Source organism: Brevundimonas mediterranea (assembly GCF_011064825.1).
Classification (GTDB): Bacteria; Pseudomonadota; Alphaproteobacteria; order Caulobacterales; family Caulobacteraceae; genus Brevundimonas; species Brevundimonas mediterranea_A.
On record NZ_CP048751.1, the window covers coordinates 2,737,953 to 2,760,561 of the forward strand.

At 65.8% G+C, this 22,609-nt stretch carries 34 protein-coding genes and 1 riboswitch; of the genes, 33 read left to right on the forward strand and 1 reads right to left on the reverse strand.

What is annotated here, in order from left to right:
• Positions 1-4: 4 nt before the first annotated feature.
• Positions 5-919, forward strand: a complete 915-nt coding sequence (locus tag GYM46_RS13440; protein ID WP_008259981.1) for a hypothetical protein — start codon at positions 5-7, stop codon at positions 917-919.
• Between the two features lie 84 nt (positions 920-1,003).
• A complete protein-coding gene (locus GYM46_RS13445; protein ID WP_008264255.1) occupies positions 1,004-1,894 on the forward strand; it encodes a GIN domain-containing protein in 891 nt (296 codons plus the stop codon).
• Positions 1,895-2,034: 140 nt separating this feature from the next.
• Here GYM46_RS13445 and GYM46_RS13450 read toward each other — a convergent pair whose 3' ends face one another.
• The gene (locus GYM46_RS13450; RefSeq protein WP_008258753.1) at positions 2,035-2,790 is read right to left on the reverse strand and encodes a porin; all 756 of its coding nucleotides are present in this window, start codon (positions 2,788-2,790) and stop codon (positions 2,035-2,037) included.
• A 244-nt stretch (positions 2,791-3,034) separates the two neighbouring features.
• A riboswitch (cobalamin riboswitch) is annotated at positions 3,035-3,237 on the forward strand.
• A 107-nt stretch (positions 3,238-3,344) separates the two neighbouring features.
• On the opposite strand from GYM46_RS13450, the gene metE reads away from it, so the two are divergent.
• From metE to GYM46_RS13605, 31 genes are all read left to right on the forward strand, one after another.
• Complete coding sequence (gene metE / locus GYM46_RS13455; RefSeq protein WP_008260122.1) at positions 3,345-5,702, forward strand: 5-methyltetrahydropteroyltriglutamate--homocysteine S-methyltransferase; 2,358 nt, start codon at positions 3,345-3,347, stop codon at positions 5,700-5,702.
• Positions 5,699-6,466, forward strand: a complete 768-nt coding sequence (locus GYM46_RS16875; protein ID WP_040349684.1) for an acyl-CoA thioesterase — start codon at positions 5,699-5,701, stop codon at positions 6,464-6,466. The genes metE and GYM46_RS16875 overlap by 4 nt, the downstream gene beginning before the upstream one ends.
• A 296-nt stretch (positions 6,467-6,762) precedes the next feature.
• On the forward strand, positions 6,763-7,068 hold the full coding sequence (gene rpsJ / locus GYM46_RS13465; RefSeq protein ID WP_003164367.1) for a 30S ribosomal protein S10: 306 nt from the start codon (positions 6,763-6,765) through the stop codon (positions 7,066-7,068).
• A gap of 21 nt (positions 7,069-7,089) precedes the next feature.
• Positions 7,090-7,839, forward strand: coding sequence for a 50S ribosomal protein L3 (gene rplC, locus GYM46_RS13470; protein WP_008259444.1), 750 nt, complete (start codon positions 7,090-7,092; stop codon positions 7,837-7,839).
• The gene (gene rplD / locus GYM46_RS13475; protein ID WP_008260438.1) at positions 7,839-8,477 is read left to right on the forward strand and encodes a 50S ribosomal protein L4; all 639 of its coding nucleotides are present in this window, start codon (positions 7,839-7,841) and stop codon (positions 8,475-8,477) included. The genes rplC and rplD overlap by 1 nt, the downstream gene beginning before the upstream one ends.
• The gene (locus GYM46_RS13480; RefSeq protein ID WP_008260292.1) at positions 8,477-8,779 is read left to right on the forward strand and encodes a 50S ribosomal protein L23; all 303 of its coding nucleotides are present in this window, start codon (positions 8,477-8,479) and stop codon (positions 8,777-8,779) included. Before rplD ends, GYM46_RS13480 begins: the two co-directional genes overlap by 1 nt.
• Before the next feature lie 4 nt (positions 8,780-8,783).
• Positions 8,784-9,620 (forward strand): 50S ribosomal protein L2, encoded by an 837-nt coding sequence (gene rplB, locus GYM46_RS13485; protein ID WP_008259904.1) that lies wholly within the window; start codon positions 8,784-8,786, stop codon positions 9,618-9,620.
• 2 nt (positions 9,621-9,622) lie between these two features.
• Positions 9,623-9,901, forward strand: coding sequence for a 30S ribosomal protein S19 (gene rpsS / locus GYM46_RS13490; protein ID WP_008262211.1), 279 nt, complete (start codon positions 9,623-9,625; stop codon positions 9,899-9,901).
• A gap of 3 nt (positions 9,902-9,904) precedes the next feature.
• On the forward strand, positions 9,905-10,285 hold the full coding sequence (rplV, locus tag GYM46_RS13495; protein WP_008262904.1) for a 50S ribosomal protein L22: 381 nt from the start codon (positions 9,905-9,907) through the stop codon (positions 10,283-10,285).
• The gene (rpsC, locus tag GYM46_RS13500; RefSeq protein WP_008264251.1) at positions 10,285-11,040 is read left to right on the forward strand and encodes a 30S ribosomal protein S3; all 756 of its coding nucleotides are present in this window, start codon (positions 10,285-10,287) and stop codon (positions 11,038-11,040) included. Before rplV ends, rpsC begins: the two co-directional genes overlap by 1 nt.
• A 3-nt stretch (positions 11,041-11,043) precedes the next feature.
• Entirely contained in the window at positions 11,044-11,484 is a 441-nt protein-coding gene (gene rplP, locus GYM46_RS13505; RefSeq protein WP_008259917.1) for a 50S ribosomal protein L16, read from the forward strand.
• Complete coding sequence (gene rpmC, locus GYM46_RS13510) at positions 11,484-11,681, forward strand: 50S ribosomal protein L29 (protein WP_008263673.1); 198 nt, start codon at positions 11,484-11,486, stop codon at positions 11,679-11,681. The genes rplP and rpmC overlap by 1 nt, the downstream gene beginning before the upstream one ends.
• Before the next feature lie 10 nt (positions 11,682-11,691).
• On the forward strand, positions 11,692-11,934 hold the full coding sequence (gene rpsQ / locus GYM46_RS13515; RefSeq protein ID WP_008262472.1) for a 30S ribosomal protein S17: 243 nt from the start codon (positions 11,692-11,694) through the stop codon (positions 11,932-11,934).
• A gap of 18 nt (positions 11,935-11,952) precedes the next feature.
• Positions 11,953-12,321: a 50S ribosomal protein L14 gene (rplN, locus tag GYM46_RS13520; RefSeq protein ID WP_003164378.1), complete on the forward strand. Its 369-nt coding sequence runs from the start codon at positions 11,953-11,955 to the stop codon at positions 12,319-12,321.
• Position 12,322: 1 nt separating this feature from the next.
• Positions 12,323-12,631 carry a 50S ribosomal protein L24 gene (gene rplX / locus GYM46_RS13525; protein ID WP_008263379.1) on the forward strand — a complete coding sequence of 103 codons (309 nt, stop codon included), beginning with the start codon at positions 12,323-12,325 and terminating at the stop codon, positions 12,629-12,631.
• Complete coding sequence (gene rplE / locus GYM46_RS13530) at positions 12,631-13,191, forward strand: 50S ribosomal protein L5 (RefSeq protein WP_008262588.1); 561 nt, start codon at positions 12,631-12,633, stop codon at positions 13,189-13,191. The genes rplX and rplE overlap by 1 nt, the downstream gene beginning before the upstream one ends.
• 19 nt (positions 13,192-13,210) lie before the next feature.
• On the forward strand, positions 13,211-13,516 hold the full coding sequence (rpsN, locus tag GYM46_RS13535; RefSeq protein ID WP_008259854.1) for a 30S ribosomal protein S14: 306 nt from the start codon (positions 13,211-13,213) through the stop codon (positions 13,514-13,516).
• A 15-nt stretch (positions 13,517-13,531) separates the two neighbouring features.
• Positions 13,532-13,930 (forward strand): 30S ribosomal protein S8, encoded by a 399-nt coding sequence (rpsH, locus tag GYM46_RS13540; RefSeq protein WP_008262310.1) that lies wholly within the window; start codon positions 13,532-13,534, stop codon positions 13,928-13,930.
• 1 nt (position 13,931) lies between these two features.
• Entirely contained in the window at positions 13,932-14,465 is a 534-nt protein-coding gene (gene rplF, locus GYM46_RS13545; protein ID WP_035307166.1) for a 50S ribosomal protein L6, read from the forward strand.
• Positions 14,466-14,468: 3 nt separating this feature from the next.
• Positions 14,469-14,825 carry a 50S ribosomal protein L18 gene (gene rplR, locus GYM46_RS13550; protein WP_008259637.1) on the forward strand — a complete coding sequence of 119 codons (357 nt, stop codon included), beginning with the start codon at positions 14,469-14,471 and terminating at the stop codon, positions 14,823-14,825.
• Between the two features lie 12 nt (positions 14,826-14,837).
• Entirely contained in the window at positions 14,838-15,446 is a 609-nt protein-coding gene (gene rpsE, locus GYM46_RS13555; RefSeq protein ID WP_008262674.1) for a 30S ribosomal protein S5, read from the forward strand.
• A gap of 2 nt (positions 15,447-15,448) precedes the next feature.
• Positions 15,449-15,637, forward strand: a complete 189-nt coding sequence (rpmD, locus tag GYM46_RS13560; RefSeq protein WP_008258716.1) for a 50S ribosomal protein L30 — start codon at positions 15,449-15,451, stop codon at positions 15,635-15,637.
• Between the two features lie 260 nt (positions 15,638-15,897).
• Complete coding sequence (gene rplO, locus GYM46_RS13565) at positions 15,898-16,491, forward strand: 50S ribosomal protein L15 (protein WP_008260404.1); 594 nt, start codon at positions 15,898-15,900, stop codon at positions 16,489-16,491.
• Positions 16,492-16,621: 130 nt separating this feature from the next.
• On the forward strand, positions 16,622-18,001 hold the full coding sequence (secY, locus tag GYM46_RS13570; RefSeq protein WP_008262163.1) for a preprotein translocase subunit SecY: 1,380 nt from the start codon (positions 16,622-16,624) through the stop codon (positions 17,999-18,001).
• Between the two features lie 33 nt (positions 18,002-18,034).
• Positions 18,035-18,595 carry an adenylate kinase gene (locus GYM46_RS13575; RefSeq protein ID WP_008260031.1) on the forward strand — a complete coding sequence of 187 codons (561 nt, stop codon included), beginning with the start codon at positions 18,035-18,037 and terminating at the stop codon, positions 18,593-18,595.
• A gap of 30 nt (positions 18,596-18,625) precedes the next feature.
• Positions 18,626-19,360, forward strand: a complete 735-nt coding sequence (locus GYM46_RS13580) for an energy transducer TonB (protein WP_008259585.1) — start codon at positions 18,626-18,628, stop codon at positions 19,358-19,360.
• 179 nt (positions 19,361-19,539) lie between these two features.
• Positions 19,540-19,908 carry a 30S ribosomal protein S13 gene (gene rpsM, locus GYM46_RS13585; protein ID WP_026108555.1) on the forward strand — a complete coding sequence of 123 codons (369 nt, stop codon included), beginning with the start codon at positions 19,540-19,542 and terminating at the stop codon, positions 19,906-19,908.
• 9 nt (positions 19,909-19,917) lie between these two features.
• Positions 19,918-20,307 (forward strand): 30S ribosomal protein S11, encoded by a 390-nt coding sequence (rpsK, locus tag GYM46_RS13590; protein WP_008264180.1) that lies wholly within the window; start codon positions 19,918-19,920, stop codon positions 20,305-20,307.
• Between the two features lie 91 nt (positions 20,308-20,398).
• Entirely contained in the window at positions 20,399-21,418 is a 1,020-nt protein-coding gene (locus GYM46_RS13595) for a DNA-directed RNA polymerase subunit alpha (protein WP_008260430.1), read from the forward strand.
• 104 nt (positions 21,419-21,522) lie between these two features.
• Positions 21,523-21,942: a 50S ribosomal protein L17 gene (gene rplQ, locus GYM46_RS13600; RefSeq protein ID WP_035307159.1), complete on the forward strand. Its 420-nt coding sequence runs from the start codon at positions 21,523-21,525 to the stop codon at positions 21,940-21,942.
• 94 nt (positions 21,943-22,036) lie between these two features.
• On the forward strand, positions 22,037-22,495 hold the full coding sequence (locus GYM46_RS13605; protein ID WP_040349681.1) for a GNAT family N-acetyltransferase: 459 nt from the start codon (positions 22,037-22,039) through the stop codon (positions 22,493-22,495).
• Positions 22,496-22,609: the final 114 nt, after the last annotated feature.

A 22,609-nucleotide genomic window follows, 5' to 3' on the forward strand; every position in this document is an offset into this window, starting at 1 on the left:
GATCATGAGCGGCCGCCGCACCCGCTATCCCGGCCCCATCGCCGAGGCCAATACCCATCCGCACAGCCTGGTGGAACAGGGCTTCGCCGAGGATGCGGCCCTGGCCGCCATGCTGGACCGCTATCCGGCCGAACTGTTCGACATCAATCTGTACGATTACGACGACGCGGGCCAGGTCAGCCTGCGCACCGGCGCGCGGGGGCGGCTGTCGGGCGAGGATCTCCTGGAGGCGATCAAACAGGGCCGGCTCTGGGTCAATCTGCGCGGGGTCGAGACGGCCTGGCCCGAATTGTGGGCGGCGGCGATGAAGGATTTCGCCGCGATCCAGGCGACCTATCCGGGCTTGCGGGCGGTGCGGAACGCCGGTCAGCTGATCCTGTCCTCGCCCAAGGCGCGGGTGCCCTATCATTTCGATGCGGCGGGGGTGGTTCTGTTCCACCTGCGCGGGCGCAAGAGGCTGTTCGTCTATCCGGGCGACGAGCGGCATCTGCCCGAGCGCAGCATGGAACAGGTCGTCGCGCGCCAGACGACGGAGGAACTGCCCTATGATCTGGCGTTCGAGAACGACGCCCAGATCATGGATCTGGAGCCCGGCCGCGCCCTGACCTGGCCCTTGTACGCGCCGCATCGTGTGGAGAACCTGGACCGGTTCTGCGTCAGCCTGTCGATGGATTTCCAGACCTGGCCGTCGCGGTTCAGAAACGGCGCGCTGTTCACCAACGCCGTGATCCGCAGCCGGGGCGGCGAGCCGCGCCTCACCGACGGCATGGCGGCGCCGGAGTTGGCGGCGCGCTGGGCCGCGTCGCTCGCTTTGAAGCGGGCCGGGGCGATGAAGAGCCGGATCGCGACCTTCGAGCGCGACTTCCAGCCCGAGGTCGGGGCTGCGGACGGCGCGGGCGCCTTGAACGCCACCCGTTAATTCGAGTTCATGACCTCGAGTTAAAATGACTCGCGGGTCGCCAGCGCGCACCTTTTCCTCATATCCGGGAAAGGGAACGCCTCCATGAAAACCGCTCTGATCGCCGCCGCCGCCGTCGCCGCCCTGACGGGGTTGGCCGCCGCCGCGCCCGCATCGGCCGGCGAAGTCGAGATCCGCAACGCCGTGGCGCGCGTGGTCGTCATCGTCGAGGACCGCCAGGACATCGCCGTCGAGGTGACGCAGGGCCGGTCACGGCTGCCGGCCGTACAGGTGCGGCGCAACGGCCGTGACGTGGAGATCGACGGCGGGCTTCGCCGCAATGGCCTCTGGGGTCGTGGCGACGGCATACGCAACTGCAACTCGGGCCGCGCAGACGCAGCCCAGCCCGGCCAGGGCGCGACGGTCGAGGTGCGCGATCTGGGCCGCATCCGGCTGGAGGACGCGCCCCTGATCATCCTGCGCACGCCGCGGAACGTGGATGTCAGCGCCGGCGGCGCCGTATTCGGCGCCGTGGGACGCGGCGCGCGCTCGGTCGAACTGGACAGCGGCGGCTGCGGCGGCTGGACCATCGCCAATGTGGACGGCGACCTTGAGCTGGGCGTCGGCGGTTCGGGGTCGATCCGCGCCGGGACGTCGCGGACGCTGGACGCCAGCGTCGGCGGTTCAGGCTCGGTTTCGGCCGGCGGCACGGGCGACCTCAAGGTCGCCGTCGGCGGCTCGGGCAATGTGGAGGTCGCCAGCGCCAATGGTCAGGGCGACATCTCCATCGGCGGCTCGGGCGGGGTGAACGTCCGCCAGGGTCGGTTGGACAAGCTGTCGGTCGCCATCGGCGGGTCCGGGGACGTCCGCTACGGCGGAACGACCCGCGACCTCAGCGTCGCCATCGCCGGCTCGGGGAACGTCCGCGTCGCCGCCGCCACAGGCTCTGTGTCCCGCACCGTCGTCGGATCAGGGACGCTTCATATCGGGCGTTAAGACCCGTATCTCGCCGCGAGAGGAAAGGCCCCCGGTCGTGGAACCCTGGGGGCCTTTTTCGTGCGTCGATCCGGACATGAAAAAAGCCCCGGCGGATCGCTCCGCCGGGGCTCTTCTCATCCCGTGAGGGAGGCCGTTGCTTACAGGCCGCCCAGGACGCTCGTGATCGACGAGACGTTCAGGCCGGCGCCGGCGCGGTCACGCGCTTGCAGACCGCCGCCGAAGCTGTAGCGCAGGCCCAGCGACCAGGTGTCGACGTCGATCGAGTCGACGTCGGCGCGGGTATAGGCGGCGCCGACCGAGAACGGGGTGTTCTCGATTTCGTACTCGGCGCCCACGCCATAGGTCCAGGCGTCCACGTCGCCGCCGGCCACGTCCACGTTGTTGTAGCTGACGCCGGCGTTCAGGCGCAGGTTCGGCATGACGTAGAAGGCGGCGTCGCCGCCGACGGTCCAGATGTCGGCGTCGCTGTCGTCAGACGTGGTGTAGGCGACCAGGCCGGTCAGGGTCGCGTTGGACAGGTACTTCTGGGCTTCGGCGCCGACGGTCCAGACGGGATCGTTGCCCGAACCGATGTCGTTGGCGGCGACGAAGGCGCCGGCGCGGACGTCCGAGGTCCACATCTTGGTCAGGTGAGCGGCGGCGACGCCGGTGACGTCTTCTTCACCGAAGGCCTTGGTGTAGTCGACGGCGCCGTTCAGGGTCACGGTCCAGTCGGCGGCCGGCAGGGCGACCGTGCCGTCCACGGTCCAGACGTCGGCGTCGACGTCATCGCCGGCGACTTCGATCGACGGGTTGGAGTAGGTCACGCCGACCGAACCGATGGCGTTCTGGGCGAAGGCCGGGGCGGCGAACAGGGTGGCGGCGGCGGCCGAGGCGAGGAGGAACGTCTTCATTTTCTTTTGTCCTTAGCAGTCTGTGCCCGGGTGGAGGCCCGGGGAGGGCGGCTGCTACCAGCCGGCGCTAGAAGCTGAGCAATAAACCGTCGTTACATAAGTGTCTTGAAACTGACATGTGGCTCATCCGCCACGCCTTGTGGTCGAAATGTGTCACGCGCGCGCGTTTCCTGCGGCAAGGGGTTAACGAGCCGCAATCATATAAGGATATCCTTATATGTATTGACGGCTGCGCTTGATTGCGGTCATGTGCCCGGGTCGTGGTCTGCACGCGGTCTTCGGGGCGCGTGGAGCTAAGAGGGAAGCCGGTGTGAAACCGGCGCTGCCCCCGCAACTGTAAGCGGCGAGTCGAGGGTCCATCTCGTGTCACTGGCGTTCGCGCCGGGAAGGCCGGATCCGAGGCGTCGACCCGTGAGCCAGGAGACCTGCCCCGACAGATAACGTCCTCCGGCGGGGTGTCCGGTCAGGCCGCATGCGCGCCGCCGGACCCTTGTTCGCGTCGGCGTCCGCGCGACCCTGTCCGAAGCCTGGCCATAATACAGGTTTCGAACGTCATGACCCGCCACACTGTCCAGGTCGCCACCCTCGGCTTTCCCCGCATCGGCCCCAAGCGCGAGCTGAAGACCGCGCTTGAGGCCTATTGGGCCGGCAAGATCGACGGGGACGCCCTGCTGTCCACCGCCGCCGAGCTGCGCGCCCTCACCTGGGCCCGCCAGCGCGATCTGGGCGCCGACATCGTGCCGTCGAACGACTTCTCTCTTTATGATCAAGTGCTGGACCTGACCGCCATGGTCGGGGCCGTGCCCGCCGCCTATGGCTGGAGCGGGGATCGGGTCGATCTGGCGACCTATTTCGCCATGGCCAGAGGGTCTGGGGCGCCGGGGTCTCGCGGCGGCGACAGTCCGGTCTGCGAACACGGTCATGTCCACGGCGGCGGTGAGGGCGCGCCGGCGATGGAGATGACCAAATGGTTCGACACCAACTACCATTATCTCGCGCCTGAGTTCACGGCGGATCAGGTCTTCCGGCTGGGCTCGACCAAGGCGCTGGACGAGTATCTGGAAGCCAGGGGGCAGGGGATCGACACTCGACCGGTGCTGCTGGGGCCGGTCAGCTATCTGCTGCTGGGCAAGACGCGCGGGGCCGACTTCGACGTCCTCAGTCTGCTGCCTCGCCTGTTGCCGGTCTATGCCGAGGTGCTGCGGTCGCTGGCGCGCGCGGGCGCGACCTGGGTGCAGATGGACGAACCCTGCCTGGTCACGGACCTGAGCGACGAGGCCAAGGCCGCCTATGATCACGCCTATCGCGTGCTGGCCGATGTGACGCCGCCGATCAAGCTGATGTTGACCCCCTATTTCGGGGCGCTGGGCGACAATCTGCATACGGCGTTGAAGCTGCCGGTGCATGGCCTGCATCTCGACCTGATCCGCGCCTCGGAGCAACTGGCCCCGGTCGCTTCGGACATGCGTCCCGATCAGGTGCTGTCGCTGGGCGTCATCGACGGCCGCAATGTGTGGAAGGCCGATCTGAACGCCGTATTGGACCGGGTCGAGCCCCTGGTCGCCTCGGGCCGCCGGGTGGTGCTGGCGCCGTCCTGCTCGCTGCTCCACACCCCCATCGATCTGGAGCGTGAGACGGCCCTGGAGCCGGAGATCAGGAACTGGCTGGCCTTCGCCGTGCAGAAGGTGGCCGAACTGGCGACCCTGGCCCGCGCCCTGAACCAGGGCCGCGATGCGGTGAAGGCCGAACTGGACGCCTCGACCGCCGCCGTCGCCTCGCGCCGCACTTCGCCGCGCATCAATGATCCGAAGGTCCAGGCGCGCGCCGCGGACGCCGACCCCGCCCTGTCGAACCGCACCTCCAGCTTCGAGATCCGGCGCACGGTGCAGCAGCGGCGGCTGAACCTGCCCGCCTATCCGACCACCACCATCGGCTCCTTCCCCCAGACGGCCGAGGTTCGAAAGGCGCGCGCCGATCACGGCAAGGGCGTCATCGACGACGCCGCCTACGCCGCCTTCCTGCGCGAAGAGACGGCGCGGACGGTGAAATGGCAGGAAGACCTGGGTCTGGACGTGCTGGTCCACGGCGAGTTCGAGCGCAACGACATGGTCCAGTATTTCGGCGAGCAGTTGTCCGGCTTCGTCTTCACCAAGGCCGCCTGGGTCCAGTCCTATGGCTCGCGCTGCGTGCGGCCGCCGATCATCTATGGCGACGTGTCGCGGCCCAGGCCGATGACGGTGGAATGGTGGCGTTACGCCCAGGGCCTGACCGATCGGCCGATGAAGGGGATGCTGACCGGCCCGGTGACGATCCTGAACTGGTCCTTCGTGCGCGACGACCAGCCGCGCAGCGAGACCTGCCGCCAGATCGCCTTCGCCATCCGTGACGAGGTGATCGATCTGGAAACCGCGGGCGCCGTCGTGATCCAGATCGACGAGGCGGCCCTGCGCGAGGGCCTGCCCCTGCGCCGCGCCGACTGGGCGGCCTATCTGGACTGGGCGGTCGAGTGTTTCCGCATCACCGCATCGGGCGTGCGGGACGAGACCCAGATCCACACCCACATGTGCTATTCCGAGTTCAACGACATCATCCAGTCCATCGGGGCCATGGACGCCGACGTCATCTCCATCGAGACCTCGCGGTCCAGGATGGAGTTGCTCGACGCCTTCTCCGACTATCGCTATCCGGCCGAGATCGGACCGGGCGTCTATGACATCCACTCGCCGCGCGTGCCGTCAGTGGACGAGATGGCGGCCCTGCTGACGGCGGCGGCGGGCAAGCTGCCGGCGGACCGGCTGTGGGTGAACCCGGACTGCGGCCTGAAGACCCGCGGTTGGGCCGAGACCGAGGCGGCGCTGACCAATATGGTCTCGGCCGCGAAGGCCGCGCGCCTGGAGGCCGTAGGGGGATGAGCGTCACGCTTATAGACATGGTGTTCCCCGGCGACGCCAACCACCACGGCACATTGTTCGGCGGCGTCGGTCTGGCGCACCTGGACAAGGTCGCCTTCCTGGCCGCCGCGCGTCATGCGCGGCGGCACACGGTCACGGCGGGCTGCGAGCGCATCGACTTCGCCGCACCCGCCCGGATCGGCGAAATGGTCGAGGCGACGGGCCGGGTGGTTCGCGTGGGGCGAACCTCCATGGGGGTCGAGGTCGAACTGTGGGCCGAGGCGCCGGTCAGCGGCGAGCGCCGCCTGTGTACGCGCGGCGTGTTCAACATGGTGGCGCCCCGCGAAGCGGGGCAGGGCGACCTGCCGCCGGTTCCGGACAAGGGGGAGGAGCCGGGGGACGGCTGGCTGCGGACGGCGGAGATGGTCTTCCCGACCTGGACCAACCACTATGGCACCCTCTACGGCGGCGACGCCCTGAAGCTGATGGGCAAGGCCGCCTTCATCTGCGCCACGCGACGGGCCAGGGGCGTCATGGTCATGGCGGCGTCGAACCGCATCGACTTCTCGTCGCCTATAAGAGAAGGAGACATGATCGAACTGGCGTCGCGCGTCACGCGGGTCGGCCGCTCCTCCGTCACTATAGAGGTGGAGCTGTGGGTCGAGGCGCTGTTGACCGGCGAACGACGGCGGTCGGCCGTGGCCGAATTCGTCATGGTGGCGGTTGATGAGGCGGGGCGTTCTGCGCCGATTTCGAAGCCTGCGGCGACGCTGGAACCGGCCTGACGGAATCCTGTCGCCGCCACGGTTTCGCCGCTTGACGAAAATGGAATCGGTAGGCATAAGCCCCACTCTTGTTGGACCGGCTGTGCATCCCCGGATGCAGACGCGGTTCGCAGGAACGACCTGAGACCCTGTTCTTTGCAGTGACCCAGGACTTTAGCGGCCTTCGCAGGCGACTGCGTGGGCCGATCGTTTTTGCGGATTTGCGTTCCCTGAGGGCTCTATGCCCGAAGGCCTTCGGTCTTTGAAATGGTTCACAGGGACGCGGTCCTCCGACCGCATTGGAAGTAAGCACCGATATGGATCAAAGCATCCGCATCAGGCTCAAGGCCTTTGATCACCGCGTCCTCGATTTCTCGACGCGCGAGATCGTCAATACAGCCAAGCGCACCGGCGCGACCGTTCGCGGTCCGATTCCGCTGCCGACCCTGATCGAGAAGTTCACCGTGAACCGCTCTCCGCACGTCGATAAGAAGTCGCGTGAGCAGTTTGAAATCCGCACGCACAAACGCGTGCTCGACATCGTCGACCCCACCCCGCAGACCGTGGACGCGCTCATGAAGCTCGACCTGTCCGCCGGTGTGGACGTCGAGATCAAGATTTAAAGTAGAAAGAGGCGGGATCCGATGCGCACGGGCGTGATCGCCAAGAAGCTGGGCATGACCCGCGTGTTCGCCGATGACGGCGCGCACGTACCGGTCACTGTGCTTCAGCTCGACGGCTGCCAGGTCGTCGGCCAACGTACCCAGGAGCGTGACGGCTACGTCGCTCTCCAGCTGGGCGCTGGCACGAAGAAGGCCAAGAACACCAACAAGGCTCAACGCGAGACCTTCGCCAAGGCGGAAGTCGAACCGAAAGCCTATGTGACCGAGTTCCGCGTCGATGCGGAAGGTCTGCTGGACGTGGGCGCCGAGCTTTCGGCCGAACACTTCGTGGTGGGTCAGAAGGTCGATATCCAGGGCGAGACCATCGGTAAGGGTTTCGCCGGCGCCATGAAGCGCTGGAACTTCGGCGGCCTGCGCGCCACGCACGGTGTTTCGCTGTCGCACCGTTCGCACGGTTCGACGGGTAACCGTCAGGACCCGGGTCGGACCTTCCCTGGCAAGAAGATGGCCGGCCATTACGGGGCCGAAACCGTCACCACCCAGAACCTGACCGTCGTCCGCGTGGACGCCGAGCGTGGCCTGATCCTGATCAAGGGCGCTGTCCCCGGTCATGACGGCAGCTACGTCAAGGTTCGTGACGCCATCAAGAAGGCTCGCCCGGCTGACGCTCCGTTCCCCGGTGCGCTGAAGTCGAGCAAGTCTGCTGCTCAACCCGCCTCGACCCCGGCTGAAGAAGCCCCCGTCGAAGCGACCGAAGGCGGTGAAGCGTAATGAAACTCTCTGTCATCCAACTCGACGGCAAGGCCGCTGGCGACGTGGAACTGTCGGACGCCGTCTTCGGCATCTCCGACATCCGCGGCGACATCCTGGCCCGCACCGTCAACTGGCAGCTGGCCAAGCGCCGCGCCGGCACGCACAAGGTTCAAACCCGCAACGAGAACTCTCGTACGGGCAAGAAGATGTACAAGCAAAAGGGCACCGGCGGCGCTCGTCACGGTTCGCGCCGTGCACCGCAGTTCGTCGGCGGTTCGCGCGCCTTTGGTCCGGTCGTTCGCGACCACGGCTTCTCGCTGCCGAAGAAGATCCGCGCGCTCGCTCTGCGTCACGCCCTGTCCTCCAAGGCGAAGTCGGGCGACCTGATCGTCGTCGACACCGTCTCGGTCAAGGAAGCCAAGACCGCCTCGCTGCGCGAGACGCTCGGCAAGCTGGGCTGGACCAAGGCTCTCATCATCGCGGGTCCGGAAGTCGACACGAACTTCGGCCTGGCCGCACGCAACATCCCGCACATCGACGTGCTGCCGAACGCCGGCCTGAACGTCTATGACATCCTGCGGGCTGACAAGCTGGTGCTGACCAAGGCCGCTATCGAGGCGATCGAAGCCCGCTTCAGCGATAAGGAAGCCGCGTAATGGCCGCTCAACCTACCGCCAAGCACTACGACACCATCCTGGCTCCGGTGATCACCGAAAAGGCCACGATCCTGTCCGAGCAGAACAAGGTCGTCTTCCGCGTCGCCGACACGGCGACCAAGGACGAGATCGCCGCGGCGGTCGAAAGCCTGTTCAAAGTCAACGTCCTGAAGGTCAACACCCTGGTTCAAAAGGGCAAGACCAAGCGCTTCCGGGGTATCCTGGGTCGTCGCGTGGACATCAAAAAAGCGATCGTGACCCTGGCCGACGGCCAGTCGATCGACGTCACCACGGGGCTCTGATCAGATGGCCTTGAAACATTACAATCCGACCTCGCCGGGCCGTCGCGCCCTCGTGCTGGTCGACCGTTCGGAGCTCCACAAGGGCCGTCCGGAAAAGTCGCTGACCGAAGGCCTGACCAAGTCGGGCGGACGCGGGCAGGGCGGTCGCATCGCGGTCCGCTTCCGCGGCGGCGGCGCCAAGACCCTGTACCGCAAGATCGACTTCAAGCGTCGCAAGTGGGACATGGTCGGCACGGTCGAGCGTCTGGAATACGATCCGAACCGCACGGCCTTCATCGCCCTCGTGACCTACGAAGACGGCGAGAAGACCTACATCATCGCGCCGCAACGCCTTAAGGCCGGCGACACGGTGATCGCGGGCGAAAAGACCGACGTGAAGCCGGGCAACGCCATGCCGCTTCGTTCGATGCCGGTGGGTACGATCATCCACAACATCGAGATGAAGCCGGGCAAGGGCGCCCAGCTGGCTCGCTCGGCCGGCGCCTACGCCCAGCTGGTGGGTCGCGATCAGGGCTACGCCCAGATCCGTCTCGGCTCGGGCGAGCTGCGCATGGTCCTGGACGGCTGCATCGCCACTGTGGGCGCGGTTTCGAACCCCGACCACATGAACCAGAACCTGGGCAAGGCCGGTCGCAAGCGTCACATGGGCTTCCGCCCGCACGTCCGCGGCGTCGCCATGAACCCGATCGACCACCCGCACGGTGGTGGTGAAGGCCGGACCTCTGGTGGTCGCACCCCCGTCACGCCGTGGGGTAAGGACACCAAGGGCACCCGTACCCGCAAGAACAAGGCTACGGACAAGTACATCATCCGTACCCGCCACGTTAAGAAGGCTCGCTAAGAATGGCCCGCTCCTCCTGGAAAGGCCCGTTTGTCGACGGGTATCTGCTCAAGAAGGCCGACGCCGTTCAAACGTCGGGCCGCAAGGACGTGATCAAGACCTGGTCGCGCCGCTCCACCATCCTGCCGCAGTTCGTCGGTCTGACGTTCGGCGTCCATAACGGTCAGAAGCATGTGCCCGTGTCGGTCTCGGAAGAGATGGTCGGCATGAAGCTCGGCGAGTTCGCCCCGACCCGGAACTTCCCGGGTCACGCGGCGGACAAGAAGGCCAAAAGGAAGTAACTGATGGCCCAGACCAAGAACATTCGTCGGGTCGCCCCGACCGAGGCCCGCGCCAAGCTGGTCAACGTGCGCATCAGCCCGCAAAAGCTGAACCTGGTCGCCGCATCGATCCGCGGCATGCCGGTTCAGAAGGCGCTGAACGAGCTGGAATTCAGCCGTAAGCGTATCGCGACCGACGTCCGCAAGGTCCTGTATTCGGCGATCTCGAACGCTGAGAACAACCACAACCTCGACATCGACAACCTGGTCGTCGCCGAGGCCTTCGTGGGCAAGAACCTGGTGATGAAGCGTTTCGCGAGCCGTGCTCGTGGCCGTTCGTCGCGCATCCTGAAACCGTTCAGCGAGATCACCATCGTGGTCCGTGAAGCCGGCGAGGCCGCCTGATGGGTCAGAAAATCAATCCGATCGGTCTGCGCCTCGGCGTGAACCGTACGTGGGACAGCCGTTGGTTCGCCGCCGGCGCCGACTATTCCCGCCTGCTGCACCAGGACCTGAAGCTGCGCGAGTGGCTGCGGGAACGTCTGGCCGCCGCCGGCGTGTCGCGCATCATCATCGAGCGCCCGCACAAGAAGTGCCGCATCACCATCTACGCCGCCCGTCCGGGCGTCGTGATCGGTAAGAAGGGCGCTGACATCGAGAAGCTCCGCAAGGACATCTCGGCCCAGACCGAAGGTGAAGTTCACCTGAACATCATCGAAGTCCGCAAGCCGGAAACCGATGCGCAGCTGATCGCCGAGAACATCGCCCAGCAGCTCGAGCGTCGCGTGGCCTTCCGCCGCGCCATGAAGCGCTCGATGCAGTCGGCCATGCGTCTGGGCGCCAAGGGCATCCGGATGAACGTCTCGGGTCGTCTGGGCGGTGCGGAAATCGCGCGGATGGAATGGTATCGCGAAGGTCGCGTGCCGCTTCACACCCTGCGCGCCGACATCGACTACGGCTTCTACGAAGCCAAGACGACCTACGGCATCATCGGCGTGAAGGTCTGGGTGTTTAAGGGTGAAGTGCTCGAGCACGATCCGATGGCCCAGGACAAGCGTTGGGCCCAGGAAGCGTCGGGTCCGTCCTCGAACGAAGGCCGCGAACGCGGCGGCCCCCGTGGCGACCGCGGTCCGCGTCGCGACCGGGGACGTGAGAACTAAGTCATGTTGCAACCGAAGAAGACCAAGTACCGCAAGGCCTTCAAGGGCCGCATCCACGGCTCGGCCAAGGGCGGCTTCTCGCTGAACTTCGGGTCGTACGGCCTGAAGACGCTGGAGCCGGAACGCATCACTGCGCGTCAGATCGAAGCGGCTCGCCGCGCGATCACCCGCCAGATGAAGCGCCAGGGCCGCGTCTGGATCCGCGTCTTCCCCGACCTGCCCGTCACGGGCAAGCCGGCCGAAGTCCGGATGGGTAAGGGCAAGGGCGCCGTGGACCACTGGGCCGCGCGTTGCCACCCCGGCCGCATCCTGTTTGAAATCGACGGCGTGACGGACGAAGTGGCCCGTGAAGCGCTCCGTCTCGGCGCCGCCAAGCTGCCGGTCCGCACCAAGGTCGTGACCCGTATCGACGCCGGCGTCGCCCATGTCGAGGTAGCCGCCTAATGACCAAGATCGCCGATCTGCGGTCGCAAACGACCGACCAACTGTCCGACGAGCTGCTGAAGCTCAAGAAGGAACAGTTCAACCTGCGTTTCCAGGCGGCCACCGGCCAAATGGAAAAAACCCACCGCGTGGGTGAAGTGCGCAAAGACATCGCCCGCATCTCGACGCTTCTGCGCGAGAAGCGTGCGGCCTCGTAAGGAAACGAATATGCCCAAGCGAATTCTCGAAGGCGTGGTCGTGTCCGACAAGGGCGAAAAGACCGTCGTCGTGAAGGTGGAGCGCACGCTGCTTCACCCTGTTCTGAAGAAGATCGTTCGTCTTTCGAAGAAGTATCACGCGCACGACGAAGCCAACGCGCTCAAAGTCGGCGACATCGCTCGCATCGTCGAGTGCGCCCCGAAGTCCAAGTTGAAGCGCTGGGAAGTCCTTTCCAACGCCTCCGCCTCGTAATCAGAAGGATCTGATCTTATGATCCAGATGCAAACTAACCTGGAAGTGGCCGATAATTCGGGCGCCCGCCGGGTCATGTGCATCAAGGTGTTGGGCGGCTCCAAGCGCCGCTACGCCTCGATCGGCGACACAATCGTCGCCTCCGTGAAGGAAGCCATCCCGCGTGGCCGCGTGAAGAAGGGCGACGTTGTTCGCGCCATCGTCGTGCGCACCGCCAAGGACATCCAACGCAAGGACGGCTCGGTCATCCGTTTTGACAAGTCGGCCGCCGTCATCGTCAACAAGCAGAACGAGCCTGTCGGCACGCGGATCTTCGGCCCGGTTCCCCGCGAACTGCGCGCCAAGAACCACATGAAGATCATCTCGCTGGCTCCGGAGGTCCTGTAACATGGCCGCCAAGATCAAAAAGGGCGACCGCGTCGTCGTCCTCACCGGCAAGGACAAGGGCCGCACGGGCAACGTGCTGAAGGTCCTGCCCACCGAAAACCGCGTCCTGGTTGAAGGCGTCAACATGGTTCAGCGCCACACGCGCCCGAGCCAGGCTGACCCGCAGGGCGGCATCAAGAACAAGGAAGCCTCGCTTCACCTGTCGAACGTCGCGATCGCCGACGCCAACGGCAAGGCGACCCGCGTCGGCTTCAAGATCGATGGGGACACCAAGGTCCGCATCGCCAAGACGACGGGAGACGTCATCTGATGGCTACCGAGAAGTACACCCCGCGCCTCAAGGGCGAGTACCAGGCGCGCATCCGCCAGGTGCTGAAGGAAAAGTTCGGCTACACGAACGAAATGCAGGTGCCCAAGCTGGACAAGATCGTCCTGAACATGGGCATCGGCGAAGCCGTCGCGGACTCCAAGAAGGCGAACGCCGCCCTCAAGGATCTGACGGCCATCGCCGGTCAGAAGGCCGTCGCCACCAAGGCCCGTAACTCCATCGCCGGCTTCAAGCTGCGCGAGGGCATGGTCATCGGCGGCAAGGTCACCCTGCGCGGCGACCAGATGTACGAGTTCCTGGACCGGTTCATCACGATCGCGCTGCCGCGCGTGAAGGATTTCCGTGGTCTGAAGGGCACGTCGTTTGACGGTCGCGGCAACTACGCCACCGGTCTGAAGGAACACATCGTGTTCCCGGAAATCAACTACGACCAGATCGACCAGATGTGGGGCATGGACATCATCGTCTGCACCACGGCCAAGACCGATGAGGAAGCCAAGGCTCTCCTCACCGAGTTCAAGTTCCCGTTCGTGAAGAACTGAGCGGGAAGGGAAGAGAACAATGGCTAAGAAGAGCGCCGTAAACCGCAACGAAGCCGTCAAGGCCCTGGTTGCGAAGTATGCCGCGAAGCGGGCCGCCCTGAAGGCGACCGCCAACGACGAAAACCTGCCGCTTGAGGAGCGTTTCGACGCGCGCCTGAAGCTGGCTGAACTGCCGCGCAACTCCGCGCCGACCCGTATTCGCAACCGTTGCGAAGTGACCGGTCGTCCGCGTGCGTTCTATCGCAAGCTCAAGATGAGCCGGATTGCGCTGCGCGAACTCGGCAACCAGGGCCAGATCCCTGGCCTGACCAAGTCCAGCTGGTAAGGGGAGCGAACAGACATGATGATCAACGATCCCCTGAGCGACATGATCGCTCGCATCAAGAACGCGGCGACCCGCAAGCGTTCCAAGGTGCTGACCCCCGCTTCCCGTCTGCGTCAGCGCGTCCTCGACGTGCTGCAGGACGAAGGCTACATCCGCGGCTACAACCTGGTTCAGAACCCGGGTGAGTTTCCGCAGTTCGAGATCGAGCTGAAGTACTTCGACGGCCAGCCCGTCATCGCCGAGATCGCGCGCGTGTCCAAGCCGGGCCGCCGCGTCTATTCGGCGATCGGCGATCTGAAGCCCGTCAAGAACGGCCTCGGCATCTCGATCCTCTCGACTTCGAAGGGCGTCATGTCCGACGCTTCTGCCCGCGACGCCAACGTCGGCGGCGAAGTCCTCTGCAGGGTCTACTGATATGTCCCGTATTGGCAAGAAAACCATCGCTGTGCCGAAGGGCGTGACTGTCACGCTCGACGGTCAGACCGTCTCCGTGAAGGGCCCCAAGGGCGAGAGCTCCTGGACCGTCGCCGAGGAAATCGAAGTCACCCGGGAAGGCGACGAACTGTCGCTGGGCCTGCGGTCGGACACGCAACGCGGTCGCGCGATGTGGGGCCTGTCGCGCACGCTGGTCGACAACATGGTCGTCGGCGTCACCACCGGCTTCGAGAAGTCGCTTGAGCTGGTCGGCGTCGGTTACCGCGCCGCGATGAAGGGCAACGCCCTGTCGCTGCAGCTCGGCTTCTCGCACGAAGTCGACATCGATCCCCCGGCCGGCGTCAGCTTCGCTGTTCCGAAGCAAACCGAGATCAAGATCTTGGGTTCGGACAAGCAGGCCGTCGGTCAGATCGCCTCGGTCATCCGCAAGCTGCGTCCGCCGGAGCCCTACAAGGGCAAGGGCGTCCGTTACGCGGGCGAGAAGGTCCGTCGCAAGGAAGGCAAGAAGAAGTAAGTCATGGCTCTTTCTCTTCGACAACAAGCCAAGCGCCGCTCGGAGCGCACCCGTCGCCGCCTGAAGGCCGTCGCCAACGGCCGTCTGCGCCTGTCGGTGTACCGTTCGGACAAGAACATCTCGGCCCAGATCATCGACGACGCCCAGGGCGTGACCGTCGTTGCGGCCTCGTCGCTGGAAGGCGGCAAGGGCAAGCGCGGTTCGGACACGGCCGCAGCCGCAGCGATCGGCAAACTGATCGCCGAACGCGCCATCGAGAAGGGCGTCAAGGACGTCGTCTTCGACCGTGGCGAGTACATCTATCACGGCCGGGTCAAGGCGCTGGCGGAAGCCGCGCGCGAAGCCGGCCTGAACTTCTAAGGGACGCGAAGCATGGCGCATCAACCCCAGCGCGGCGGCGGCGGTAACGATCGCAACCGTCGTGACAATCGCAACGGTCCCGCTGTCGACGGTCCGGATTCGGACATCGTCGAGAAGCTGGTTCACATCAACCGCGTTGCGGCCACCGTCAAAGGCGGCCGTCGGTTCTCCTTCGCCGCCCTGATGGTCGTCGGCGACGGCAAGGGCCGCGTCGGTTTCGGTCACGGCAAGGCGCGTGAAGTGCCGGAAGCCATCCGCAAGGCGACCGAAGAAGCCAAGAAGACCATGATCCGCGTTCCGCTTCGCGAGAACCGCACCCTGCATCACGACGGCAACGGCCGTTGGGGCGCCGGCAAGATCATGATGCGCGCCGCCCCTCCCGGGACCGGCGTCATCGCGGGCGGTCCGATGCGCGCCGTGCTCGAAACCCTCGGCGTCCAGGACGTCGTGGGCAAGTCGACCGGCTCGTCGAACCCCTACAACATGATCCGCGCGACGTTCGAAGCGCTGAAGGTCCAGTCCTCGCCCCGTCAGGTCGCGTCCAAGCGCGGCAAGAAGGTCGCGGATCTGATGGGCCGTCGCAACGACGGCGCCTCGGCGCCCGAAGCTGTGGAGTCCTAATCATGGCCGAGCAAAAGACCGTCACCGTCAAGCAGACCGGTTCGCCGATCCGCCGCAAGAACGACCAGCGCGCCACCCTGGTGGGCCTGGGTCTGAACCGCCTGGGTCGCGAATCGACCCTCGTGGACACGCCTTCGGTTCGTGGAATGATCGCCAAGGTCGCCCACCTGACCGAGATCGTCGAAAAGTAAGACGAAAGACTCTCCCTCCCCCTCGGGGGAGGGCAGGTCGCGCAAGCGACCAGGTGGGGGCGGCTCGCAAGAGTCGCCTTTACTGCTGTTCGGGGAGCCGCTATAGCGCCCGACCTTGAGATATCCGGGACGGGCTCGCCGAGCCCTTCCCACCCGGTCGGCTCCGCCGACCACCCTCCCCCGAGGGGGAGGGAGACGATAGACTTTGAACGCCGAGTCCGGACGATGTCCGGGCGCTAGCACCCGAAAGGATCAGGCATATGAAACTGAACGAAATCCGCGACAACGAAGGCGCGCACAAGAAGCGCATGCGTGTCGGCCGTGGCCCCGGTTCGGGCAAGGGCAAGACCTCGGGCCGCGGCGTCAAGGGTCAGAAGTCGCGTACCGGCGTCAGCCTGCTGGGCTTCGAAGGCGGCCAGATGCCGCTGTACATGCGTATGCCCAAGCGCGGCTTCAACAACCCGAACGCCCTGAAGCTGGCCGAAGTGAACCTGTGGCGCCTGCAAGACGCCATCGACGCCGGCAAGCTGGACGCCAAGTCGGAACTGAAGGGCGACGCCCTGGTCGCCGCTGGCGTGATCCGTCGCGTCAAGGACGGCGTGCGTCTGCTCGGCACCGGTGAAGTCAAGCAAGCCCTGAATCTGGTCGTCTGGTCGGCCACCGCCGGCGCCAAGAAGGCCATCGAAGCCGCTGGCGGCACCGTGCTGGAACAACGTATCGAAGCCGAAGCCAAGGCCGCTGCGCGCGTCGAGAAGCGCAACGCCGCCAAGGGCAAGGCTCCGGCTCCGAAGGCCCCGCGCGGCGACGAGAACAAGATCTCGGCCCGCACCAAGCGCGCCGCCGCCAAGGCCTAAGCAACGCGTCGTCGCGGCTGGACTAGGCCGTGGCCTGATTACACCTGCGACGACGAAACAACGGAAGCGGCCCTCGCATGAGGGCCGCTTTCCGCCTATCTGACGACTCTGTCAGTCGTGGGGACGCATAATGGCTTCGGCCGCAGAACAACTCGCCGCCAATATGAACATGGGCTCGTTCGCGAAAGCGACCGAGCTGCACAAGCGCCTGCTGTTCACGCTGGGCGCCTTGCTGGTTTATCGCATCGGCACCTATGTGCCGATCCCGGGCATCAATTCGCAGGCCTTCCTGCAGTTCTTCCAGGACCCCTCGGGTCAGCGCGGCATCCTGGACATGTTCAACATGTTCTCGGGCGGCGCGGTCGAGCGGATGGCCATCTTCGCGCTGAACGTCGCGCCCTATATCTCGGCGTCGATCATCGTGCAGCTGATGGGCACCGTGTATCCGCCCTGGGAGAAGCTGAAGAAGGAAGGCGGCGAGAGCGGCCGCAAGCAGCTGAACCAGTACACCCGCTATCTGACGGTGTTCCTGGCCCTGGCCCAGTCGCTGGGCATCGCGGCGGGTCTGAACGCCCAGCCGGGTCTGGTCGACAATCCGGGGATCTTCTTCCTGGTCTCGACCGTCGTGACCCTGACGGGCGGCACCATGTTCCTGATGTGGCTGGGTGAGCAGGTGACGGCGCGCGGCGTCGGCAACGGCATCTCGCTGATCATCTTCGCCGGCATCGTGGCGGTCCTGCCGTCCACCATCGCCCGCATGCTGGGCCTGGCCCAGCAGGGTCAGATGTCCGCCTTCGCCCTGTTGTTCATCGCCGTTCTGGCCGTGGCGACCGTGGTCTTCATCGTCTTCATGGAACGCGCCCAGCGCCGGCTTCTGATCCAGTATCCGAAGCGCCAGGAAGGCAACCGCATGGCCGGGGGCGAACGCTCGTTCCTGCCGCTGAAGGTCAACACCGCCGGGGTCATCCCGCCGATCTTCGCCTCGTCCCTGCTGATGCTGCCGACCACGGTGGCCAGCCTGACCGCCAACGCGGACCTGCCCGACTATCTGGGCTGGCTGCCGCTGGTCACGTCGCAGCTGACGCACGGCCAGCCGCTGTTCATGGCCCTGTACGCGGCCCTGATCATCTTCTTCTGCTTCTTCTACACCTCGATCACCTTCAACCCGGAGGACACGGCCGAGAACCTGCGCAAATATGGCGGCTTCCTGCCGGGCATCCGTCCGGGCAAGCGCACGGCAGAGTATCTGGACTATGTCCTGACCCGTCTGACGGTGATCGGCGCGGCCTATATCACCGCCGTCTGTCTGCTGCCCGAGTTCCTGGTCGCCCAGATGGGCAACAGCCTCTACTTCGGCGGAACGTCTATCTTGATTGTCGTGTCGGTCACGATGGACACTGTGGCCCAGATCCAGTCCCAACTGCTGGCGCACCAGTACGAGGGCCTGATCAAGAAGGCCAAGCTGCGCGGTCGCGGCGGTCGTGGCGCGCCCACTCCGGTGCGGCGCTGAGTTGACTACAAGAAGCCTGGGGAGGGCCTACGCGTGAACTTGATCCTGTTCGGACCGCCGGCGGCGGGCAAGGGGACACAGGCCAAGCGGCTGGTCGAAGAGCGGGGCATGGTCCAGCTCTCGACCGGCGACATGCTGCGGGCCGCCATCGCCTCGGGCTCGGAACTGGGGCTCAAGGTCAAGGACGTGCTGGCGCGCGGCGATCTGGTGACGGACGAGATCGTCATCGCCCTGATCGAGGATCGCCTGCCCGAGGCCGAGGCCGCCGGCGGCGCCATCTTCGACGGCTTCCCCCGCACCGTGGCCCAGGCCGAGGCCCTGGACGCCATGCTGGCCAAGCGCGGCGCCCAGATCGACGCCGTGGTGCGGCTGAAGGTCGATGATTCCGCCCTGCTGGAGCGGATCGCCAAACGCTATGCCGAACAGGGCCGTCCTGACGACAATCCCGACACCTTCGTGGTGCGTCTGGACGCCTACAACCGCAACACCGCCCCGCTGCTTCCCTATTATGAAGCCCAGGGCAAGCTGACCGAAGCGGACGGCATGGGCTCCATCGACTCCGTCGCCAAGGCGATCGACGAAGCTCTGGCGTGACCAAACCGGGCGTCGGGCGTTAGACGACCGATGCCTGACGCCAAGACCCCTCATGAAAGAAGGCGCGCCCGCAGACGCTGGCGCGCCTTCGTCGTTTTCGTCGGAGTGGCCGGCGCCGAGCTGGGCCTCGCCCTGCTGCTGGGCCAGGTGAAGGGCAGGGCGCCGGAGACCTTGGGGACGCAGCCCCGCCCGGTCGAAGTCCTGCTCTATGAGCCGCCGCCGCCGATCTCGCTTGAGCCGCCTGCGCCGGAGATCGGGGGAGGCGCCCCAGCCGCGCCGTCGCGCATCCACACGCCCCCGCCGCTGAAGCAGCCACGTCCTGTCGAACTGCCCGCCCCGCCCAAACAGGCGCCTGAGCCGGCCCCGGTCGTCGGCGTCGCGCCCGCGGCTTCGCCGGCGGCCGGTTTTGGCCAGGGCGGGCAGGGGAGCGGCAGCGGATCCGGGGTAGGATCGGGCTCAGGGCCGGGCGCCGGCTCCACCCGGGCGCGGGTGCTCCGCTCTCCGCCCGTGTCGGAAATCCGCGCCAACCACCCCCGGGCGGCGCGCAGCCGATACGGCAATGCGGCCCTGTCCTGTGTCGTTCGCCTGGACCAGCGGCTGGAAGACTGCCGGGTGATCAGCGAGACGCCGGCGGGTCTGGGCTTCGGCGAGGCGGCCCTGCGCCTGGTCGATCAGTTCCGCGTCCTGCCCCCGACAGAGGGCGGCCGTCCGGTGGAGGGCCAGAGGCTGGTGGTGGGAATCGACTTCGGCAATCGGCCGCGTTGACGTCCGCACGCACGCCGGGCATTCAAGTCGCAGCGGCCTTCGCTTGTCTTCGATCCACCCAGGCGTTGACGCGATGTGAATCATCTGTATAAGGGCGCCTTCCCGCGAAGGGCGCCACGCTCCTGGTTTGTTAACCGGAGCGTTTGTTGCGTCTGACTAACGCGTATCTGGAGAATTTCGTGGCCCGTATTGCTGGCGTCAACATCCCGACCAACAAGCGCGTTGAAATCGCGCTTCAGTACATCCATGGCATCGGCCCCGCCGCCGCCAAGGACATCACCGAGAAGGTCGGCATCGAGCCGGCTCGCCGGGTGAACCAGCTGACGGACGCCGAAGTCCTGTCGATCCGTGAAACGATCGACAAGGATCATACGGTCGAGGGCGACCTGCGCCGCGAGACGTCGATGAACATCAAGCGTCTGATGGACCTGGCCTGCTACCGCGGCCTGCGTCACCGCAAGGGCCTGCCGGTCCGTGGTCAGCGCACGCACACCAACGCCCGCACCCGCAAGGGTCCCGCCAAGCCGATCGCCGGCAAGAAGAAGTAAGACAGACACATGGCCAAGGAACCGGGTCGCGTAAAGAAGCGCGAGCGCAAGAACATCACCTCGGGCGTCGCCCACGTGAACGCCAGCTTCAACAACACCATGGTGACCATCACCGACGCGCAGGGAAATGCGATTTCCTGGTCGTCGGCCGGTCACATGGGCTTCAAGGGCTCGCGTAAGTCGACCCCGTATGCGGCTCAGATGGCCGCTGAAGACGCCGGCAAGAAGGCGCAGGAACACGGCGTGAAGACGCTGGAAGTGAACGTCTCGGGTCCGGGTTCCGGCCGTGAATCGGCCCTGCGCGCGCTGCAGTCGGTCGGTCTGACGATCACCACCATCCGCGACGTCACGCCGATGCCGCACAACGGTTGCCGTCCGCCCAAGCGTCGTCGCGTCTAAGCGACACCGCCTAAAGCACCCCCATCTCCGTCGGCTCCACCATGGCCTCGTCGACAAGGCCGGAGTCTACGAAACCCGTTCGAGGGACAAAATGATCGAAAGAAACTGGCAAGAGCTGATCCGTCCCGAGAAGCCGCAGATCGAGATCGGTTCCGACGCCCAGCGCAAGGCGCGCCTGGTGGCCGAACCTCTCGAACGTGGCTTCGGCGTGACGCTCGGCAACGCGCTCCGTCGCGTTCTGCTGTCCTCGCTGCAAGGCGCGGCCGTCACCGCCATCCAGATCGACGGCGTCGTTCATGAATTCTCGTCGCTGGAAGGCGTTCGGGAAGACGTGGTCGACATCGTCCTGAACATCAAGCAACTGGCGCTGCGCATGCACGCCGAAGGCCCCAAGCGCATGACCCTGCGCGCCACGGGTCCCGGCGCCGTGACGGCCGGCCAGATCGACGTGTCGGCGGACATCGAGGTCCTGAACCCCGATCACGTCATCTGCACCCTGGACGACGGCGCGTCGGTCCGCATGGAACTGACCGTCCAGAACGGCAAGGGCTACGTCGCCGCCGAGCTGAACCGTCCGGAAGATGCGCCGATCGGCCTGATCGCCGTCGACGCCCTGTATTCGCCGGTCAAGCGCGTCGCCTATCGCGTCGAGCCGACCCGTCAGGGCCAGTCGCTGGATTACGACAAGCTGCTGCTGGAAGTCGAAACCAATGGCGCGGTCACGCCGGTTGACGCCGTGGCCTACGCCGCGCGCATCCTGCAAGACCAACTGCAGATCTTCATCACCTTCGAAGAGCCCAAGAAGGCTGTCGAGCAGTCGGACGGCAAGCCCGACCTGCCCTTCAACCCGGCCCTGCTGAAGAAGGTGGACGAGCTGGAGCTGTCGGTCCGTTCGGCCAACTGCCTGAAGAACGACAACATCGTCTACATCGGCGACCTGATCCAGAAGACCGAGGGCGAAATGCTTCGCACCCCGAACTTCGGCCGTAAGTCGCTGAACGAGATCAAGGAAGTTCTCGCGACGATGGGCCTCAGCCTCGGCATGGACGTGCCGAACTGGCCGCCCGAAAACATCGAAGATCTGGCCAAGAAGTTCGACGACCAGATCTAAGTTCAACCCTCCGCCCGTCTCCCTCGGGAGAATGCCGGGGCGGTTAGAAGATTACGGTTCCAGGTCCCTGTTGGGATACCGGTTCCGGAGTAGGAGAGACCCAGATGCGCCACGGCGCCGCCCATCGTAAACTCGGTCGCACGACCAGCCACCGCACCGCCATGTTCGCGAACATGGCCGCCTCGCTGATCAAGCACGAGCAAATCACCACGACCCTGCCCAAGGCGAAGGAACTGCGTCCCTTCGTCGAGAAGCTGGTCACCCTGGCCAAGAAGGGCGATCTGCACGCCCGTCGTCAGGCCATCAGCCAGGTTCGCGACGTGCCGCAAGTCGGCAAGCTGTTCGAAACGCTCGGCCCGCGCTACAGCGAGCGTAACGGCGGCTATATCCGCATCATGAAGGCGGGCTTCCGCCACGGCGACAACGCCCCGATGGCCGTGATCGAGTTCGTCGATCGCGACGTCGAAGCCAAGGGCAAGGACTCCGGTCCGGTCCTGGCCTTCGAAGGCGACGACGAGGCCTGAGCCTTTCGTCTCTGACGAGACTGATGTTCGAAAGGGCGGCCGGAGCAATCCGGCCGCCCTTTTGCTTTGAGCGGACATGGGGCAAGAGGCGCGGATGTCCGTCGCCATCGTCGATTACCGCCCCGACCACGCCGCCGCCTGGGCCCGGCTGAACGAGGCCTGGCTGGCCGAGGGCGGCTTCGCCATCGAGGCCAAGGACCGGCGCTCCATAGACGATCCGCACGGGGTCTTCATCGCCGGCGGCGGGCGGATCTTCATCGCCGAACGGGACGGAGAGGCGGTCGGCTGCTGCGCCCTGATCCGTATTCCTGACGGCTTCGAGGTGTCGAAGATGACGGTGACACCGGCCGCCCGCGGCCTGGGCCTGGCGCGGCGCCTGCTGGAGGCCTGCGAGGCGGCGGCGCGCGAGGCGGAGGCGACGCTTCTGTATCTCGAGACCAACAGCGCCCTGACGCCGGCCATCGCCCTGTACGAAAGCTTCGGCTTCATCCACCTGCCGCCCCGCCCGACCCCCTACGCCCGCGCCGACGTCTTCATGGAGAAGCGGCTTTAGCTGGTGAGGATCTCGCCCAGGGCCAGGATCCATATGAGCAGAACGCACAGGCCGTAGGCCCATTTGTCCAGACGGGTGCGGCGGGGCGGGCGCGGCGGCGGGTCGAACTGAGGC

Excerpts from the sequence above, each read along its gene's own strand:
- GYM46_RS13440 (WP_008259981.1), top strand. The coding sequence starts at position 5 with ATGAGCGGCCGCCGCACCCGCTATCCCGGCCCCATCGCCGAGGCCAAT.
- GYM46_RS13445 (WP_008264255.1), top strand. The coding sequence starts at position 1,004 with ATGAAAACCGCTCTGATCGCCGCCGCCGCCGTCGCCGCCCTGACGGGG.
- GYM46_RS13450 (WP_008258753.1), bottom strand. The coding sequence starts at position 2,790 with ATGAAGACGTTCCTCCTCGCCTCGGCCGCCGCCGCCACCCTGTTCGCC.
- metE (WP_008260122.1), top strand. The coding sequence starts at position 3,345 with ATGACCCGCCACACTGTCCAGGTCGCCACCCTCGGCTTTCCCCGCATC.
- GYM46_RS16875 (WP_040349684.1), top strand. The coding sequence starts at position 5,699 with ATGAGCGTCACGCTTATAGACATGGTGTTCCCCGGCGACGCCAACCAC.
- rpsJ (WP_003164367.1), top strand. The coding sequence starts at position 6,763 with ATGGATCAAAGCATCCGCATCAGGCTCAAGGCCTTTGATCACCGCGTC.
- rplC (WP_008259444.1), top strand. The coding sequence starts at position 7,090 with ATGCGCACGGGCGTGATCGCCAAGAAGCTGGGCATGACCCGCGTGTTC.
- rplD (WP_008260438.1), top strand. The coding sequence starts at position 7,839 with ATGAAACTCTCTGTCATCCAACTCGACGGCAAGGCCGCTGGCGACGTG.
- GYM46_RS13480 (WP_008260292.1), top strand. The coding sequence starts at position 8,477 with ATGGCCGCTCAACCTACCGCCAAGCACTACGACACCATCCTGGCTCCG.
- rplB (WP_008259904.1), top strand. The coding sequence starts at position 8,784 with ATGGCCTTGAAACATTACAATCCGACCTCGCCGGGCCGTCGCGCCCTC.
- rpsS (WP_008262211.1), top strand. The coding sequence starts at position 9,623 with ATGGCCCGCTCCTCCTGGAAAGGCCCGTTTGTCGACGGGTATCTGCTC.
- rplV (WP_008262904.1), top strand. The coding sequence starts at position 9,905 with ATGGCCCAGACCAAGAACATTCGTCGGGTCGCCCCGACCGAGGCCCGC.
- rpsC (WP_008264251.1), top strand. The coding sequence starts at position 10,285 with ATGGGTCAGAAAATCAATCCGATCGGTCTGCGCCTCGGCGTGAACCGT.
- rplP (WP_008259917.1), top strand. The coding sequence starts at position 11,044 with ATGTTGCAACCGAAGAAGACCAAGTACCGCAAGGCCTTCAAGGGCCGC.
- rpmC (WP_008263673.1), top strand. The coding sequence starts at position 11,484 with ATGACCAAGATCGCCGATCTGCGGTCGCAAACGACCGACCAACTGTCC.
- rpsQ (WP_008262472.1), top strand. The coding sequence starts at position 11,692 with ATGCCCAAGCGAATTCTCGAAGGCGTGGTCGTGTCCGACAAGGGCGAA.
- rplN (WP_003164378.1), top strand. The coding sequence starts at position 11,953 with ATGATCCAGATGCAAACTAACCTGGAAGTGGCCGATAATTCGGGCGCC.
- rplX (WP_008263379.1), top strand. The coding sequence starts at position 12,323 with ATGGCCGCCAAGATCAAAAAGGGCGACCGCGTCGTCGTCCTCACCGGC.
- rplE (WP_008262588.1), top strand. The coding sequence starts at position 12,631 with ATGGCTACCGAGAAGTACACCCCGCGCCTCAAGGGCGAGTACCAGGCG.
- rpsN (WP_008259854.1), top strand. The coding sequence starts at position 13,211 with ATGGCTAAGAAGAGCGCCGTAAACCGCAACGAAGCCGTCAAGGCCCTG.
- rpsH (WP_008262310.1), top strand. The coding sequence starts at position 13,532 with ATGATGATCAACGATCCCCTGAGCGACATGATCGCTCGCATCAAGAAC.
- rplF (WP_035307166.1), top strand. The coding sequence starts at position 13,932 with ATGTCCCGTATTGGCAAGAAAACCATCGCTGTGCCGAAGGGCGTGACT.
- rplR (WP_008259637.1), top strand. The coding sequence starts at position 14,469 with ATGGCTCTTTCTCTTCGACAACAAGCCAAGCGCCGCTCGGAGCGCACC.
- rpsE (WP_008262674.1), top strand. The coding sequence starts at position 14,838 with ATGGCGCATCAACCCCAGCGCGGCGGCGGCGGTAACGATCGCAACCGT.
- rpmD (WP_008258716.1), top strand. The coding sequence starts at position 15,449 with ATGGCCGAGCAAAAGACCGTCACCGTCAAGCAGACCGGTTCGCCGATC.
- rplO (WP_008260404.1), top strand. The coding sequence starts at position 15,898 with ATGAAACTGAACGAAATCCGCGACAACGAAGGCGCGCACAAGAAGCGC.
- secY (WP_008262163.1), top strand. The coding sequence starts at position 16,622 with ATGGCTTCGGCCGCAGAACAACTCGCCGCCAATATGAACATGGGCTCG.
- GYM46_RS13580 (WP_008259585.1), top strand. The coding sequence starts at position 18,626 with ATGCCTGACGCCAAGACCCCTCATGAAAGAAGGCGCGCCCGCAGACGC.
- rpsK (WP_008264180.1), top strand. The coding sequence starts at position 19,918 with ATGGCCAAGGAACCGGGTCGCGTAAAGAAGCGCGAGCGCAAGAACATC.
- GYM46_RS13595 (WP_008260430.1), top strand. The coding sequence starts at position 20,399 with ATGATCGAAAGAAACTGGCAAGAGCTGATCCGTCCCGAGAAGCCGCAG.
- rplQ (WP_035307159.1), top strand. The coding sequence starts at position 21,523 with ATGCGCCACGGCGCCGCCCATCGTAAACTCGGTCGCACGACCAGCCAC.
- GYM46_RS13605 (WP_040349681.1), top strand. The coding sequence starts at position 22,037 with ATGTCCGTCGCCATCGTCGATTACCGCCCCGACCACGCCGCCGCCTGG.